Source organism: Brachybacterium subflavum, assembly GCF_009299795.1.
GTDB lineage: Bacteria > Actinomycetota > Actinomycetes > Actinomycetales > Dermabacteraceae > Brachybacterium > Brachybacterium subflavum.
The window spans coordinates 262,294-278,296 of the sequence record NZ_VIGP01000004.1 but is presented as its reverse complement, the minus strand read 5'-3'; the positions used below and the strand labels follow the sequence as shown (position 1 = coordinate 278,296).

Genomic DNA, 16,003 nt, shown 5'->3' with positions numbered 1-16,003 from the left:
CGTCGTCACACCTCGAGCCCGCAGGTGATCCTGTGGGTGGGGTCGTAGTGCTCGCGGATCCGCGCGAGCTTCGCGGCGTTGTCGCCGAAGCAGCGTTCGGCGCTGTCACCGGGTTCGAGGTAGTTGACGTACCCGCCGCTGCTGGCGGAGTCGACGCCCTCGTGCGAGGCCTCGACCCATGCCCTCGCGTCCTTGAGGCCCGAGGTGGAGGTCAGGCTCGCGTACCACTGCAGCGAAGCGGTCTGCGAGCGCCATGGGAAGGCGGTGTCCGCGCGCTCCACGTCGTGGACGGCGCCGTCGAGGGGATCGAGGATCGCGGCGGTCTTCTGACCTGATGTCGAGCGCTTCTCGACGGCTGCGGCGATCGCTGCGGCCGTGCTCGAGCTGACGCTGCGCAGCACGTCGGTGCCCGCGGCGAAGACCTCGCGGTCCGAGGAGCTCCCGCCGCCGAGGTAGTCGACGAGATCCATGTGGGAGCGGGACGTGTACGTCGCGCTGTCGGGCCGGGCGCCGGTGGCCTTCGCGAGCGAGTTCACGGCGTCCCGGGCGTCGTCGGCATCGGCGACGCCGATCACGTTCACCTTCATCGTGCCGTGCCCGTCGGTGCTGATCTTCACGCTCGCCCAGCGGCTGCCGTCCGAGGACTTCAGCCACGACGCCCATCCGGTGATGACCTTCTCCGCGTCCGAGTCCGCGAAGGCCATGGCGAAGCTGGCCTGCGCATGGATGGGATGCGTGGCGAAGGTGAGGTCGGTGACCACGCCGTTCAGTCCGCCTCCGCCGCCGCGCAGCGCCCAGAACAGGTCCGGGCGGGAGTCCGCGGAGGCGGTGACGGTCCTCCCGTCGGGCAGCACCACATGGGCGGAGACCAGCGAGTCGCTCGTGGTCCCGTACCGGCGGGTGTCGACTCCGATGCCGCCGCCGAGCGCGAGCCCCACGGCGCCCACCGTCGGGCAGGTGCCCGTCGGGATCATGCGGTCGTGCGCGGAGAGCGCCTCGTGCACGGAGTGCAGGTCCGCGCCCGCCTGGATGGTCACGTGCTTCGAGCTCGAGGAGTAGGAGATGCCGTGGTAGTCGCGCAGGTCGAGGACCACGGTGTGGTCGGCGGCGGATGCGCCGACGTACGAGTGCCCGCCGCCGCGCGCCGCGACCTTCAGGCGGTGGACCCGGACGAACTCCATGACGCGCTCCACGTCGCCGCGGGAGCGGGGCCGGATCACCGCGGTCGGGCTGCGGGAGTCGAAGGCGGGGTTGAACAGCTTCTTGTCCGTGGCGTAGTCGTCGTCATCGGGCAGCAGCACGCTGCCGCGCAGCTCGTCGTCCAGCGCTTCCCAGTTCTTCGGGCCCAGGCCCTTCGCGGAGCCCTCGGCGAGCACCGGGGCGGTGCTCCCGAGCGTGGCGGCGGTCGCGGCGGCGAGCCCGATGCCGCCTCCCAGCAGTTCTCGACGGTTCAGGGATCGCATGATCGTTGTCTGCCTCTCGCGTTCTCGAGGAGTGCGCGGCGCGCACCGGACCCGCCCGATGGGGCAGGGACAGTCGGCAGGGCCGGATCCCGGGCAGGACGATCCCGATGACGGAGGGTCCCGGGGCAGGAGCGGACGGCGTCGACTGCACGAGTACGAGCACACCACCACGCCGCGCCCGGGGGATCAGACCATGGTCGCGAATGCATCCGCCGGTGAGCGGAGGCGTCGGGGCCGACGGGTCATGCGGAGGGCGCGTGCGCCCGACCCGGGACGGTGCACGGCGAGAGGGAACGGGCGGAGCCGGTCGACGAGGACGGTGCGGCAGGGCTCAGAGGGCCCGCGGATCCTCGGGCTCGGGCCCGTCGCCCGACGGGCCGCCGCGGCGGCCCGGGCGCCCGTCGGCGTCCCACTGCCGGGACCGATCCTCGGAGTCCGATCCCTCGGGGCTCGGCTCCTCGCGGATCGGTTCTTCGCGGATCGGTTCCTCGGGGCTCGGCTCCTCCGGGGCCGAGGCCCCAGAGCCGGGATCCGCGGGCGAGGCGGCCGACGGCGCCGCAGGAGAGGGCGCGGAGGCGAGGCCGTCGTGCACGTCCAGGGAGTGGTAGGCCGTCTCCGCCTGGTCCTTCGCGATCTGCGAGAGGTCGGACTCGAGGTCGCGGAGCATCCCGCGGGCGTCCTCGATGATGACGTCGTCCTCGGCCTCGATGCCGTGCAGCAGCCAGTCGATCACCGCGAACTCGCCCACGGCATGGGCGCGCTCGAGCAGTCGCGGGTGCACGGGAGCGCCCAGGGCGTTGCGGTAGGCGGAGAACAGATCGTCGAAGGCCTCAGACTCCAGCGCGGAGGCGAGCCAGGCGAGATCGTCGGCCGGATCGCCGATGCGGGCCGAGTCCCAGCCGCGCACGCCCGTGATCCTCGATCCGTGGAAGAACAGGCTCTCCTCGGAGAGGTCGCCGTGGACGAGAACGGGCTGGAGGTCCCAGAGGCCGTCGTCGGCCAGCAGCGTCTCCCAGCGCTGGAGGACGGCGGTGGGGATGGTCTCGAGCTCGCGGGCGCGGGCGAGCTGCGCGCGGTGCGACTCGCGCAGCGCCTGCGCGGTGTACGCCTCGGCGCCGACGGTCTCGACCACGTGCGCGGGGACGCGGTGGATCCGGGCGATCACCTCTCCGAGAGAGGTGACCAGGGCGCGGTCGCGGTCCAGGAGGTCCAGCAACAGCGGAGCGCCCTCGTGGACCTCCGTGACGGCGGCGCGGCCGCCCTCGGGCAGCTTCACGGATCCGAGCACGGCGGGCACCAGATCGCTCAGAGCGTGCTGGGCGAGGGAGCCGGAGATGCTGAGCTCCTTCTCGAGGCGCACGCCGCCGGCCGTGGTGCGCGGGCAGGTCACGAGGACCTTGCGCCCCTCCTGGCTGATGACCCCGGCGACGTCGACGTCGTCCTGCGGGGTCGGGATCGCCACGGTCCGCGCGGGCTCGAAGCCGGGGACCGAGGCGGCGGCGAAGGCTGCCAGGGAGTAGGAGTTGTGGCGCACGGCTCCACCGTACCCGGCCGCCGGCTGGCAGCAGCGGCGGGACACACGGTGCGCCCTCGTTGCGCGCGCACGAGCTCGCGGACGCGTCGGCGCCCCGGTGTGAGATGGCTCTACGCTGATCACATGGTGCGAGTGCGCGGACCCCAGCTGCAGACCCCCCTGACCCGACATGACCTGGATCGTGGTGCCCTGCGCCGCTCCGACCCGCACGTGCTGGACGCGGGGGAGGACGCCTCCTACCTGGTCACCCGCTCGGGCGCGGCCAGCATGCTCGAGGACGACGAGGGCCGCCTGCTCCCCGCCCTCGAGGACATCGACCCTCGCGGCCACCAGAACGCCTCCGCCGTCTATCTCGGTGAGCGCGAGGGCAGGCGCATCATCGGTGTCGAGCTCGCCGAGCCCAGCGCCGAGCTCGACGATCCGGGCCGCGACATGCGCGACCTGCGGCGCGTGGTCGGCGACCTCGGGCCCGAGGACGCCGCGCTCGCCGTCGCCGCGGCCGCGATGGGCTCCTGGCACCGCTCCATGCGCCACTGCCCCCTGTGCGGGGCGCTGCTCGAGGCGCGACTGGGCGGATGGGTGCTGGTCTGCAGCGAGGACGGCACGGAGCACTTCCCGCGCACCGACCCCGCCGTGATCATGGCGGTCCGGGACGAGCAGGACCGCCTGCTGCTGGCGCGCAACGCGAGCTTCCGCAGCGGGTTCCACTCCGTGCTCGCGGGTTTCGTCGAACCGGGGGAGACGATCGAGGCGGCCGTCTCCCGCGAGGTCGCCGAGGAGGTCTCGCTCGTCGTCGAGGAGGTCGAGTACGTCGGCTCCCAGCCCTGGCCCTTCCCGCGCTCCCTGATGCTCGCCTTCCGCGCCTGGGCGGCCGACGGGCAGGAGATCGTGCTGGCCGACGGCGAGCTCGCCTCCGCCCGCTGGTTCACGCGCGAGGAGCTCACCGCCGCGGTCGCCGCGGATGAGATCCAGGTGCCGAACGTCGCGTCCGTCGGTCGGGCTCTGGTCGAGGACTGGTACGGCGGGCCCATCGACGAGGGCTGATCCCGGCCGCTCCCGACGGCGGGCCCCACGGTCCCTCCCCAGGGAGTCGCGGTCCACAGCACGTCCTCGCGCGTCGGTGCGCGCTGGCAGACTGGGAGGCGATGACCGCGCACCAGTCCGACACCGACACCACGGGCCCCGTGGACGAGTCCGCCCCGCCGCTCACCGCCGAGGCGGTGCTCGAGGCGCTCGACCCCGAGCAGCGGGAGGTCGCCCGCAGCTTCGACGGGCCCGTGTGCGTGCTCGCCGGTGCCGGCACCGGCAAGACCCGCGCGATCACCCACCGCATCGCCTACGGCGTGATTACCGGCCGGCTCAACCCCCGGCACGTGCTCGCGGTGACCTTCACCGCGAAGGCCGCCGCGGAGATGCGCTCGCGCCTGCGCGACCTGGGCGTGCCCGCCGTGCAGGCCCGCACGTTCCACGCCGCGGCCCTGCGTCAGCTCCGCCACTTCTGGCCGCGCGTGGTGGGCGGTCCCGTGCCCGAGATCATGGCCAACAAGTACCCGGGCGTTGCGGAGGCCTGCCAGCGCCTGCACATGAGCGTGGACCGTGCCGCCCTGCGCGACATCGTCTCCGAGGTCGAGTGGTCGCGGGTCTCGATGCTCACGCCCGAGAGCTACCCCGAGGCGGCCGCGACGACCCGTCGGCCCGGCGTCGCGGGCTTCGACTCGCGATCGATCTCACGCATCCTCACCCAGTACGAGGAGGTGAAGAAGGAGAAGGGCGTCATCGACTTCGAGGACGTCCTGCTGCACATGGTCGGCTTCCTCACCGAGAGGCCCGACGTCGCCCGCGAGGTCCACGGCCAGTACAAGCACTTCGTGGTGGACGAGTACCAGGACGTCTCCACCCTCCAGCACTCCCTGCTGCGCCTGTGGCTCGGGACCAGCGGCGACCTGTGCGTGGTGGGCGACGCGGCCCAGACCATCTACACGTTCGCCGGGGCGCGCGCCTCGTACCTGCTGGACTTCCCCAGGGAGTTCCGCAGCGCGCAGGTGATCCGCCTGGAGCGCAACTACCGCTCCACCCCGCAGATCGTGCGCCTCGCCAACACCGTGCTCGATGGCGCGCGCGGGCGCACACGCGACCACCGCCTCACCCTCGCCTCCCAGCGCGCGGACGGCCCGCCGCCCGTCATCGAGTCCTACCCCGACGACGTCGCCGAGGCCGAGGGCGTCGCCGAGCGCATCGCCGATCTCGTCTCCCAGGGGCGCAGCGCCGCGGAGGCCGCCGTCCTCTTCCGCACCAACAGCCAGTCCGAGGCGGTCGAGCAGGCCCTCACCGCCCGCGGCATCGGCTACCTCGTGCGCGGGGGCGACAAGTACTTCGAGCGCCAGGAGATCCGCCGCGCCATGGTCGCCCTGCGCGCCGCCGCCCGCGTCCAGCCGGAGGACCCCGCGCGGGCCGTCCGCGACGTGGTCGGCGGGCTGGGTTGGAGCGCTCGGGCGCCGGAGACCACCGGGGCCGTGCGCGAGCGCTGGGACTCGCTGAACGCCCTGGTCAGCCTTACGGACACCATCATCGCCCGCCCCGGCGCGACCCTCGCGGACGTGGTGCGGGAGCTCGAGGAGCGTGCGGAGGCGCAGAGCGCTCCCACGGTCGACGGGGTCACCCTCGCCTCCGTCCACGCCGCCAAGGGACTCGAGTGGCCCCTCGTGTTCCTCATCGGCGCGAGCGACGGACTGCTGCCCATCTCCATGGCGCAGACCGCCGCCGAGGTCGAGGAGGAGCGCCGGCTCTTCTACGTCGCGCTCACCCGCGCGAAGGACCTGCTGACGATCTCCTGGGCCGCCGCCCGCAGCGCCGGCTCCCGCGGCTCGCGCAAGCCCTCGCGCTTCCTCGACGGACTCCTCGAGCCCGCCGAGAGGACGCCGGCGAAGGGGCCGCAGGCGCGCCGCACCGGCCGCCGCGGCGCGACCACCTTCAGCAGCTGCCGTTCGTGCGGCAAGAACCTGGACACCCCCGGCGAGCAGCGGCTCGGTCGACATGTCGCCTGCCCGCCGAGCCACGACGAGAGCGTGCTGGACGAACTGCGGCTGTGGCGCCGCCAGCGCAGCGCACAGCTCGGGGTTCCCGCGTACTCGGTGCTCACCGACGCTGCGCTCGCCGCGATCGCCGAGCGCGCCCCGTCGGACCTCGACTCCCTCGCGCACGTCCCCGGCGTCGGTCCGCTGAAGGGTCGGCGCTTCGGCGAGGAGCTCCTCGAGATCCTCGCGAGCCACCGCTGACAAGCATGAAACCGCAGGTCAAAAAATAGGTGTCGCGGATCTCGAGGGCGTGTAGTCTGTTCTCGTTCATCGTCCACGACGTGGTCCGGGAGACCGGGGCGCGCGCACAGGAAGGGGGTGTCGTCAATGACCACATGGAAGACGCAGATCGAGCCGATCGGCTTCACCGGGTCCGACGCCGCCCTTCTCGCGGCGCCCGCTCTCCCGAACGAGCGGGTCTATCGACCCAAGGGGCTGACGGCTTGATCTGATCGGGACACATCCGTCTCGATCCGCCGCCCCCTCCGGCGAGAGCGCACTGCAGCGCCCGCCCTTCCTCGACCACGACGATTTCGAAGCAGCGAGACGATGACCGACGTCCTCACCCGCAGTGACCTCACGACCATCACCGACACCCGGCACGATGCCGCGCACTCGGCGACCCTGCCCTGCCAGGACATCGAGGCGGCAGACCTGTTCTTCTCCGAGCGCCCCTCGGACCTCGAGTCCGCGAAGGTGCTCTGCGCCGACTGCCCCCTGCGGGCGGTCTGCCTCGAGGGCGCCCTCGACCGGGGCGAGCCCTGGGGAGTCTGGGGAGGGCAGATCCTCGAGAACGGAGCCGTCATCGCGTTCAAGCGCGGACGCGGACGGCCCCGCAAGAACGCCGCGTGAGAGGGAGGGTCGCGTGCCCCACGGGGGAGCGCCACCGGCTGCGAGCCGGTGCGCGCACGGCCCCGCACAGCGTCAGGGGCGGCCCACCAGAAGGTGGGCCGCCCCTGAGACGCGAGCGCCGGGCGCTCGCCGCGGGACCCGCACGGAGCGGATCCCGTCGATCCTCGCGGATCAGGCCTTGCCGAGGATCCGGTTCAGCTTGGTGCCGCAGACCGGGCAGACGGCCTTGGCCATGCGACGCTCGTTCGAGACGACGACGTCGCCCGTGGCCTCGCGCTTCTCGCGGCACTTCACGCAGTAGAACTCGCCGCTGTACTTCTCGTCAGCCATGTTCACTCCTTCTCTTGCCCCCGCGGCCCCGGCATCGCACATCACGGCCGGGCCCTGCGAGGTCGTCCCGGACACTGTATAGGGCACGGCGGGCAGGAGCGGAATCGACACCTGCCGACACGTGGAGTGTCTCGAAGGCCTCTCGCCGCAGGGCCGCAGCGTCCATCGCGCATCCGCATCGACGCATGATCGGCCCGAAGGCAATAACGCACCCCCGCGACGACGGGGGATCGCGGGGGTGCGGGAGATGCTCTGCGGCTCTCGTGGAGCCCCGGGGGCGCTCAGCATCGTGTGCACCTTCCCCGTACGCACCATGCCCGTTATCCCGGGGCTCCACTGCCAGACGAAACTAGCCGCTGGCCGGGCCCGGGTCAAAGGCAGTCCAGTGGATCCCCTGTGGACAAGCGGCCTCATCGTGTGGACGGACGGTGCATGATCCGTGCCCTTCTGTGGACGACACGGGGAAGCGGGAGCACTGGGGAGGATTGACGTGCACGCTCGTCATGCACAGCTGGGGACGACACGCCGATCCCAGATTTTTTCTGAGACCCTGTATCCATGCCAGAGCTCACCGAGCACGAGGGGGTCCGCGGCCCGCAGGGGGAGCGAGTCCTCGTGCGCCGATCCGCGCGTCGCCGCCGCACCGTCTCCATCACCCGCCGCGAGGGCGATCTCGTGGTCTCGATGCCGGCATCCTTCGGGTCCCGCCAGGAGCGGCACTGGGTGCGCAGCATGATCGAGCAGCTCCAGCGCAAGGAGCTCGCCCGCGGACCGGCCCGCAGCAGCGACGCGGACCTCATGCGCCTCGCGCGCCGGCTCTCCGACGCGCACCTGGGCGGTCGCGCCCACCCCACCTCGGTGTCCTGGTCCACCCGTCAGCAGCACCGCTGGGGGTCGTGCACCTCCTCGACGGGGGAGATACGCCTGTCCGCGCGCCTGCGCCCGATGCCGCAGCACGTGCTCGAGTACGTGCTGGTCCACGAGCTCACGCACCTGCTGGTCGACGACCATTCGGCGGAGTTCTGGGCCCTCGTGGACAACTATCCCCGCACCGCTCACGCGCGCGGGTTCCTCGAGGGTGTCTCCTTCGCCCAGCAGTACGGCACCGGCGGCGGAGCGTGGGCAGCGGACGACGAGGGCCCCTCGGACCGCGGGCCGGACGCCGCCGGCCCGGTGGACCGGGGTGCGGCGGTCGACGGCGTCGACTGATCGGTCGGGCCGACGGAGCCGACTGATCGGTCGGGCCGACGGGGTCAGTGCTCGGTGGGCCCGCTGTGCTCGGGGCTCTCGGTGCTCTTCGACTGCTCAGCGGCGAACTCGTCCAGGTAGGGCGAGAGGCGCTCGAGGATCTCGGGCATGTCGGAGGCGGCGTCGGCCGGCAGCGGGACGCGAGGGGAGAAGCCGCGGCGAGGGCCGTCGATCCGCGGCCACGGCACCCACACGGGCGTCGGCGCGCCGGGCTCCTCCGCCCTCAGGGGCAGTTCTGCGGCTGCGGCGTCTGCGCGCAGCACGAGCACGACATCCCAGTGCCCGCCGCACGCACCGAACGTCGAGGCGAGGTCATGGGCCTCGAGCAGGGCAGGGCCCGGGCCCACCGGCTCTAGCCGCGCGTCGGCCCCCGGACCTGTCTCCGCGCCCAGGCCGGTCTCCTCCGCGATCTCGCGACGCACTGCCGCCTCGAGCGACGCATCGGTCGCCTCGAGGTGCCCGCCGGGCTGCACCCAGCAGCGGCCGCGCGCGTGCCAGACCAGTGCCACGTGCTCGGCCGGACCGTCGAGGACGACGGCGCTCGCCGTCAGGTGCAGCGACCCGCCCTCGGCGGCCAGTGCCGGCCCGTCGCGCAGCACGGCATCGGGGATCGCCTCGAGCAGACGCACGAAATCCTCGCGCACGGCCGGATCGATCGTGACCTCCGATCCAGCGCGCAGCTCCTCGAGAGCGCGCGCCGTGAGCGCGAGGGCGGTGGGGTCAGGGGCGCGTGTCATCGTCCGAGGGAGAGTCGTCAGGGGAGGGGCCGTCCGACCGGTCCGACGGCGACCGGTCCGACGGCGACCGGTCCGAGGGGGACTCGTCCGGCCCGTCCGTCGAGGCGCCGGCCGGGTCCTCGGCAGTGTCATCGTGTGGGCTCTCTGCCCCGGAGCCGTCCGAACCCGCCTCGTCGAGGAGCTTCGCGAGCTCGGCGTCGATGTCGTCGGGCAGAGCCATGGTCTCCTCTGCGTCCTCGCTCTGGCCTTCGGCCGCGAGAGTGGGGGCATCGGCGGCGGGAGCCTGCGGGCGACCGCTGAGCACCGCCACGTCGGGCAGCAGATCGGGGTGGGCCCACTTGCCGTCGCGGGCCTGCTCGCCCTCGGTGTCCAGCACGCTCTCCCACCACGCGAGCGCCTCGCGCACGCGGCGCGGGCGCAGCTCGATGCCCACAGTCTTGGAGAGCATCTCCTCGGCCGGCGAGCCGCTCGCGCGACGACGGCGCAGCACCTCGCGCAGGGCGTCCAGCTGCGGGAGCTTCCCGGCCAGGGCCTGCGAGGTCACATGGTCGACCCAGGCCTCGACGAGCGCGAGCGTCGTCGCGAGCTCCTCGAGGGCGCGCTCCTGGGAGGCACGGCGGGTGAAGACGAACATCTCCTCGGGCCGACGTGCCTGCAGCGCCGAGGGATCGGAGAGGTCGAGGTCGCGCACCATCTCGTCGAGCGCATCGAGGTCCAGGGTGATGCCGCGCGCGTAGTCCTCGACCGCGGAGAACAGTGCACGAGGCAGCCACGACGCGGAGGAGAACAGAGCGGTGTGGGCGAGCTCGCGCGCGGCCAGGAAGATCCTTGCGGCCGGTGCGTCCAGGCCGTGGGAGTCCACGAGGTCGGCGACGTTCGCGGCGACCAGTGCGGGCCGTCCCTCGGGTCCCAGCGGCAGGGAGAGATCCGTGGTGCCGAAGACCTCGCGGGCGAGCGAGCCGATCGCATGGCCGAACTGCACGCCGAACAGGGTGCCGCCCATGCGCTCCATCATCTGGCCCGGGTTCCCGGGCATCTGGAGCTCCGCCTGCTGCATCTGCGCGGTCATGGCCTCGCCGATCGCCCCGGCCATGTACTTCGCGACGGGCTCGGCGATCGACTGCCAGCGCTCCTGGGTGCGGTGCAGCCAGGTGCCGCGGGTCCACACCTCGAGCGGGCGGGAGGGCAGGTCGAAGGAGATCACATCCGCCAGCCAGAGGGCGGCGATGTTCGACGCCTCCTCGAGCTCCTTGACCTGCTGGTCGCTCGGCGAGGGGTCACCGGGCGTGCCGGCGGGCGCCGGGGCGCCGGGCACCTGGACCGTGCCCTGCGCGGTGCGGCGCGAGAGGTCCTGGGCGAGCGTCCAGTTCACGGGGCCATCGCCCTGGGCGTTGAGCACGTGCTGCATCTGCGCGGCCGCGGCCTTGAGCATCGCCGGGTCGCTGGGCAGGTTCGCCTGCTTGGCGAGCTCGCTGAGGTCCACGCCGTCCAGGGCGCCCTCGGGGATCGCTCCTCCCAGGGCCTCTTCGAGGAAGCGGCGCAGGGCGTCGTCGTCGGGTGTCGGGTTCTCGGTCATGGGGCACCTCCGGGTGCGGCCGCCCGCGCTCTCGCGGCCGGTGCGGCCTGGATCAACGTCGTGGCCAGCGTACCGAGCAGGATCCGACGCGCATCAGGCGGGCACTCAGTTTCGCTCAGGGCGTCGAACCCGTGCCACGGGGCGGTCAGGGCGGGTGCGGCACAATGGTCCGGTGACCTCCCGCCCCACTGGACCGACGCCCGATGGCACTCAGCCCTCGCACCCCGCCGCACCCGAGAACGGGACGGAGCCGCGCACCGGTGAGCCGTCGGCCGGCGGGCCGTCGGCCGACGGGACGGCCTGCGGCGAGCCGCGCATGGGACGCGTCACCCGCTTCCTCGGCGGCGAAACCTTCGCCCACCCTCGGCTCGCGGCCGGCAGCCTGCTGGTGATCTGCGCGATGCTGCTGGGGGCCATGTTCGTGCCCGTGCCCTACGTGGTCGAGCAGCCCGGACCCGCGATCGACGTCCTCGGGAAATACGACGACAAGCAGGTCCTCTCCATCGAGGGCCACAAGACCTACCCGACCGACGGCTCGCTGATGATGACCACCGTCTCGGTCGACGGCGGGCCCGGCTACCCGGTGACACCGGTCGAGGTGGTGCGCGCCTGGTTCGACTCCACCCGCTCGGTGCTGCCGCGCGAGCTCGTCTTCCCCGAGGAGCAGACCGCCCAGGAGACCACGCTCGAGAACTCCGTCCAGATGAGCAGCTCCCAGCAGGAGGCCGTCGTCGTCGCCCTCGACGAGCTCGGCATCGATCACGAGGACTCCGTGCAGGTCTCGGGCGTCGAGCAGGGCTCCCCGGCCGACGGCGTGCTGGAGCCCGGCGACCGCGTCCTGGCGATCGGCGGCACCAGCGCCGACAGCGCGGAGGCCTACCGCAGCCTCGCCGCGAAGACCACCCCGGGGGACGAGGTCGCCATGCGCGTCGAGCGCGACGGCAAGAAGGTCGACCTGCAGGTCCCCACCCGGGAGGTCGACGGCACGGCCCGCATGGGAATCGTCCTGGCCGACGGCTACGAGTTCCCCTTCGACGTGGACCTGGGAGTCGGCGACGTGGGCGGTCCGAGCGCCGGCACCATGTTCGCGCTGTCCATCTATGACGAGCTCACCCCCGGCGCCCTCACCGGCGGCCAGGACATCGCCGGCACCGGCACCATCGACGAGGAGGGGAAGGTGGGCGCCATCGGCGGGATCCGCCAGAAGATGGTGGGCGCCCGGGACAGCGGCGCCGACTACTTCCTCGCGCCGGCCTCCAACTGCGACGAAGTCGCCGGGCACGTCCCCGACGGGCTGCAGGTGGTGAAGGTCGAGGACTTCGACGGAGCCCTGCACGCCGTCAAGACCATCGCGAAGGACCACAGCACCAAGGGCCTGCCCACCTGCGGGTGAGCGCCCGTGCATCAGTAACCGAGCACGAGCCATCAGAGGAGAGTCGTTCATGAGCAGGAAGAGGCGCGGCACCTCCGCCGCGGACCCCAAGCGCATCACCGTCGTCTTCGACTTCGGCGGCGTGCTCAGCGCCGGACACGATCCGGTGCCCACCGTCCACGAGCTGCTGGGCGGCGACGCCGAGACGGTCGGGGAGGCGCTCTGGGAGCACCGCGGCGACTACGACGCCGGTCGCATCGACGCCGCGGAGTACTGGGGTCGCGTGGCCGCCGCCGCGGGCATCGAGAACCTCACCGAGACCGAGGTGCGCGAGCTGCAGAGCGCCGACAACCGCTATTTCCTGCAGCTCGATCCGCGCTCCCGCGAGCTGCTGCACGACCTCGCCCGCAACGGGATGCGGATGGCGCTGCTGTCCAACGCGTCGGCCGCCTTCGGCGAGGACGTGCGCCGCGCCGACTGGTTCGAGGCCTTCACCCTGGCCGTCGTCTCCGCCGAGGAGGAGCTCGTCAAGCCCGACGCGGAGATCTACCGGATCCTGCTGGACGTCCTCGCCCATGAGACCGGGGGAGTGGCCCGCCCCGGCGACATCATGTTCTTCGACGATCGCCTCGAGAACGTCGAGGCCGCACGGGCACTCGGCATCGACGCGCACCTGTGGCCGCGCAACGGCGAGGACGGCGCCGCCGAGCACGGCGCGACCATGGCCCGGCGCGTGCTCGCGGGCCGCGGGGTTCCGCTGGGCTGACCGGACCCGTGCCGCGGAGCCCCTTGCTACGTTGAAGGGATGGCCGCGCGCGATGCAGCACTGAAGCTCGGGGCGAACGTGATCGTGCGCCTCGGCGTCCTCGCTCTCGTCGTCTTCACCTGGCGACCCTGGGATTCCTGGTCCTCGCCCGTGACCTGGGTCCTGGGCGTGCTCATGCTGTTCCTGCTGATCTGGAACCTGCGCATGCTCGTGGTCGACGGCAGGGCACTGCTCGGCCTCGCGCGGGGCCGCGGCGGTGCGGGCCCGTCGGACGCCGCCGAGTGCCGAGACCGCTGAGGGATCGTGCCCCGCTCGGTCGTCATCTCACCCGTTCGTCTTCTCGCTCGGTCCTCNTCGTCATCTCACCCGTTCGTCTTCTCGCTCGGTCCTCTCCCATCCGGTCGTCACTCACATGGGCCCCGGACCGCCGAGCCCTCGTGCACACGACCGGGTAACGTGGTGCCCGGCACGGCCGCTCGCGCTCGCCGTGCCCACCCACCGCATGCGCACCGCAGTCGCGCACGTCGGCCCCGTCGGCCGCGGAGGGCCCCGGACCATCAAGTTCAACCGTCGACCGGCACCGCCGCAAGCATGCGGCCCGCCACGGCGGAATCGACCGTCTACCAGGGAGAACAGCTTGGCAGAGTTCATCTACACCATGTACAAGGCCCGCAAGGCCGTGGGCGACAAGGTCATCCTCGATGACGTCACCATGAGCTTCTACCCGGGCGCGAAGATCGGCATGGTCGGTCCCAACGGCGCCGGGAAGTCCACGATCCTCAAGATCATGGCGGGCCTGGACCAGCCCTCCAACGGCGAGGCGCGCCTGAGTCCCGGCTACAGCGTCGGCATCCTCCTCCAGGAGCCGCCCCTGGACGAGTCCAAGACCGTCCTGGAGAACGTGCAGGAGGGCCTGGGCGAGCTGTTCCGCAAGGTCCAGCGCTTCAACGCGATCGGCGAGGAGATGGGCCAGCCCGACGCGGACTTCGACGCGCTGATGGAGGAGATGGGCAAGCTCCAGACCGAGATCGACAACGCGGGCGGCTGGGACCTCGACTCCCAGCTCGAGCAGGCGATGGACGCGCTGCGCTGCCCGCCCGGCGACGAGAAGGTCACCCACCTCTCCGGTGGTGAGAAGCGCCGCGTGGCGCTGTGCAAGCTGCTCCTGGAGAAGCCCGACCTGCTGCTGCTGGACGAGCCCACCAACCACCTCGACGCCGAGAGCGTGCTCTGGCTCGAGAACCACCTCCAGCAGTACGAGGGCGCCGTCATCGCCGTCACCCACGACCGCTACTTCCTGGACCACGTCGCCGAGTGGATCGCCGAGGTCGACCGCGGCCACCTCTACCCCTACGAGGGCAACTACTCCACCTACCTGGAGAAGAAGGAGGAGCGCCTCGCCGTCCAGGGCAAGAAGGATGCGAAGCTCGCCAAGCGCCTCAAGGAGGAGCTCGAGTGGGTCCGCTCCTCCGCCAAGGGCCGACAGACCAAGTCCAAGGCACGTCTGGCCAAGTACGAGGAGATGGCCGCGGAGGCCGAGCGCACCCGCAAGCTCGACTTCGAGGAGATCACCATTCCGCCGGGCCCGCGGCTCGGCACCAAGGTGATCGAGGCGAAGGACCTGAAGAAGGGCTTCGGCGAGCGCCTTCTCATCGACGGGCTCTCCTTCTCGCTGCCCCCGAACGGGATCGTCGGCGTGATCGGTCCCAACGGCGTCGGCAAGACGACCCTGTTCAAGACGATCGTGGGCCTGGAGCCGCTGGACGACGGCGACCTCGAGGTCGGCCAGAGCGTCAAGATCAGCTACGTCGATCAGAACCGCGAGAACATCGACCCGAACAAGAATCTCTGGGAGGTCGTCTCCGACGGTCTCGACTTCATCCAGGTCGGCAAGGTCGAGATCCCCTCGCGCGCCTACGTCAGCCAGTTCGGCTTCAAGGGTCCGGACCAGCAGAAGAAGGCCGGCGTGCTCTCCGGCGGCGAGCGCAACCGCCTGAACCTCGCGCTCACCCTCAAGCAGGGCGGCAACGTGCTCCTGCTCGACGAGCCGACGAACGACCTGGACGTGCAGACCCTCGGCTCGCTCGAGAACGCGCTGCTGGAGTTCCCCGGCTGCGCCGTGGTGGTCTCCCACGACCGCTGGTTCCTCGACCGCGTGGCCACGCACATCCTGGCCTACGAGGGCACCGAGGAGAACCCGGCGAACTGGTACTGGTTCGAGGGGAACTTCGAGGCCTACGAGAAGAACAAGGTCGAGCGCCTGGGCGAGGAGGCCGCGCGTCCGCACCGCGTGACCCACCGCCGCCTCACCCGCTGAGGCCGCTTCCGACCGGCTGCGCCGCGTCGGCCCGGTCCGGCGCGGCTCGGCGCCACGACGCCCCCTGCAGATCCCGCTGCAGGGGGCGTCGCGCGTCCGGCGCGGGGCGCGTCAGCCCAGGTGGCGGCGCAGCCGGTGCTCGAGCGTGGCGCGGACCATCGGCCAGTCACGGGCGAGGAGGCTGTACTGGGCGGTGTCGCGCACGATCCCTGCGCTGTCGCGGGAGTCGGCGCGCAGGATCCCCTCGAGCTCTGCGCCCAGGCGCTCGATCGCCGCGCGGGACTGCTGGTTCGCTCGGTGCGTGCGGAAGCGCACGGCCTCGACCTCCCACTGCTCGAAGGCATGGGCGAGCAGCAGCAGCTTGGAGTCGGGGTTCGTGCCGGTGCCGTGCACCGAGGCGCGGTTCCAGGTCGATCCGATCTCGACGCGCGGCACCGAGGGATCGATGTTCATGAACGTGGTCATGCCCAGCACCAGGCCGTCGGACCGCCGGATCGTCGTGAAGGGCAGCATCGAGCCCTGCTCGCGGAGCGCCAGACGGCGATCGATCTCCGCGGCCATCTCCTCGGGGCGGGGGATCGGGGTGTACCTGGTGGACCACAGATCGCCGTCGGCCACGGCACCCTGCAGGCCCGGGATGTGATCGTGCGAGAGCGGCTCGAGGTCGACGAGGCGACCGTGCAGGGTCAGGGACGGCAGGGGAAGCGGGATCGGCATCGAGGATGCTCCTCGGG

The 16,003-nt window shown here is 71.9% G+C and carries 14 protein-coding genes; 8 read left to right on the top strand and 6 right to left on the bottom strand.

Annotation, left to right across the window (positions count from 1 at the left end):
• Window positions 1-5 precede the first annotated feature (5 nt).
• Both FHG10_RS11525 and FHG10_RS11520 read right to left on the bottom strand, forming a co-directional pair.
• Window positions 6-1,463, bottom strand: coding sequence for an FAD-dependent oxidoreductase (locus FHG10_RS11525; RefSeq protein WP_152353478.1), 1,458 nt, complete (start codon window positions 1,461-1,463; stop codon window positions 6-8).
• A gap of 331 nt (window positions 1,464-1,794) precedes the next feature.
• Complete coding sequence (locus tag FHG10_RS11520) at window positions 1,795-2,997, bottom strand: phosphotransferase (RefSeq protein ID WP_152353477.1); 1,203 nt, start codon at window positions 2,995-2,997, stop codon at window positions 1,795-1,797.
• Between the two features lie 123 nt (window positions 2,998-3,120).
• On the opposite strand from FHG10_RS11520, the gene nudC reads away from it, so the two are divergent.
• The 3 genes from nudC (at window position 3,121) to FHG10_RS11505 (ending at window position 6,923) form a co-directional block, all read left to right on the top strand.
• Window positions 3,121-4,041 (top strand): NAD(+) diphosphatase, encoded by a 921-nt coding sequence (gene nudC, locus FHG10_RS11515; RefSeq protein WP_152353476.1) that lies wholly within the window; start codon window positions 3,121-3,123, stop codon window positions 4,039-4,041.
• A gap of 101 nt (window positions 4,042-4,142) precedes the next feature.
• Entirely contained in the window at window positions 4,143-6,272 is a 2,130-nt protein-coding gene (locus FHG10_RS11510) for an ATP-dependent DNA helicase UvrD2 (protein ID WP_152353475.1), read from the top strand.
• A 348-nt stretch (window positions 6,273-6,620) separates the two neighbouring features.
• Entirely contained in the window at window positions 6,621-6,923 is a 303-nt protein-coding gene (locus FHG10_RS11505; RefSeq protein WP_152353474.1) for a WhiB family transcriptional regulator, read from the top strand.
• A 171-nt stretch (window positions 6,924-7,094) separates the two neighbouring features.
• On the opposite strand, the gene FHG10_RS18010 is transcribed toward FHG10_RS11505, so the two are convergent.
• Window positions 7,095-7,253, bottom strand: a complete 159-nt coding sequence (locus tag FHG10_RS18010) for a DUF5679 domain-containing protein (protein WP_193636287.1) — start codon at window positions 7,251-7,253, stop codon at window positions 7,095-7,097.
• A gap of 558 nt (window positions 7,254-7,811) precedes the next feature.
• Between FHG10_RS18010 and FHG10_RS11500 the strand changes: the two genes are divergently transcribed.
• Window positions 7,812-8,462 carry a M48 metallopeptidase family protein gene (locus tag FHG10_RS11500; RefSeq protein WP_152353473.1) on the top strand — a complete coding sequence of 217 codons (651 nt, stop codon included), beginning with the start codon at window positions 7,812-7,814 and terminating at the stop codon, window positions 8,460-8,462.
• A gap of 44 nt (window positions 8,463-8,506) precedes the next feature.
• On the opposite strand, the gene FHG10_RS11495 is transcribed toward FHG10_RS11500, so the two are convergent.
• Complete coding sequence (locus FHG10_RS11495) at window positions 8,507-9,238, bottom strand: NUDIX domain-containing protein (RefSeq protein WP_152353472.1); 732 nt, start codon at window positions 9,236-9,238, stop codon at window positions 8,507-8,509.
• The gene (locus FHG10_RS11490) at window positions 9,222-10,814 is read right to left on the bottom strand and encodes a zinc-dependent metalloprotease (RefSeq protein ID WP_152353471.1); all 1,593 of its coding nucleotides are present in this window, start codon (window positions 10,812-10,814) and stop codon (window positions 9,222-9,224) included. The genes FHG10_RS11495 and FHG10_RS11490 overlap by 17 nt, the downstream gene beginning before the upstream one ends.
• Window positions 10,815-10,986: 172 nt before the next feature.
• Here FHG10_RS11490 and FHG10_RS11485 point away from each other — a divergent pair, with 172 nt between their 5' ends.
• From FHG10_RS11485 to ettA, 4 genes are all read left to right on the top strand, one after another.
• The gene (locus FHG10_RS11485; protein WP_227488201.1) at window positions 10,987-12,207 is read left to right on the top strand and encodes a YlbL family protein; all 1,221 of its coding nucleotides are present in this window, start codon (window positions 10,987-10,989) and stop codon (window positions 12,205-12,207) included.
• Window positions 12,208-12,256: 49 nt separating this feature from the next.
• Entirely contained in the window at window positions 12,257-12,952 is a 696-nt protein-coding gene (locus FHG10_RS11480; RefSeq protein WP_152353470.1) for an HAD family hydrolase, read from the top strand.
• Between the two features lie 39 nt (window positions 12,953-12,991).
• Window positions 12,992-13,249: a hypothetical protein gene (locus FHG10_RS11475; RefSeq protein WP_152353469.1), complete on the top strand. Its 258-nt coding sequence runs from the start codon at window positions 12,992-12,994 to the stop codon at window positions 13,247-13,249.
• Window positions 13,250-13,589: 340 nt separating this feature from the next.
• Window positions 13,590-15,269 carry an energy-dependent translational throttle protein EttA gene (gene ettA, locus FHG10_RS11470; protein WP_152353468.1) on the top strand — a complete coding sequence of 560 codons (1,680 nt, stop codon included), beginning with the start codon at window positions 13,590-13,592 and terminating at the stop codon, window positions 15,267-15,269.
• Between the two features lie 111 nt (window positions 15,270-15,380).
• On the opposite strand, the gene FHG10_RS11465 is transcribed toward ettA, so the two are convergent.
• Window positions 15,381-15,986, bottom strand: a complete 606-nt coding sequence (locus tag FHG10_RS11465; protein ID WP_152353467.1) for a GNAT family N-acetyltransferase — start codon at window positions 15,984-15,986, stop codon at window positions 15,381-15,383.
• Window positions 15,987-16,003: the final 17 nt, after the last annotated feature.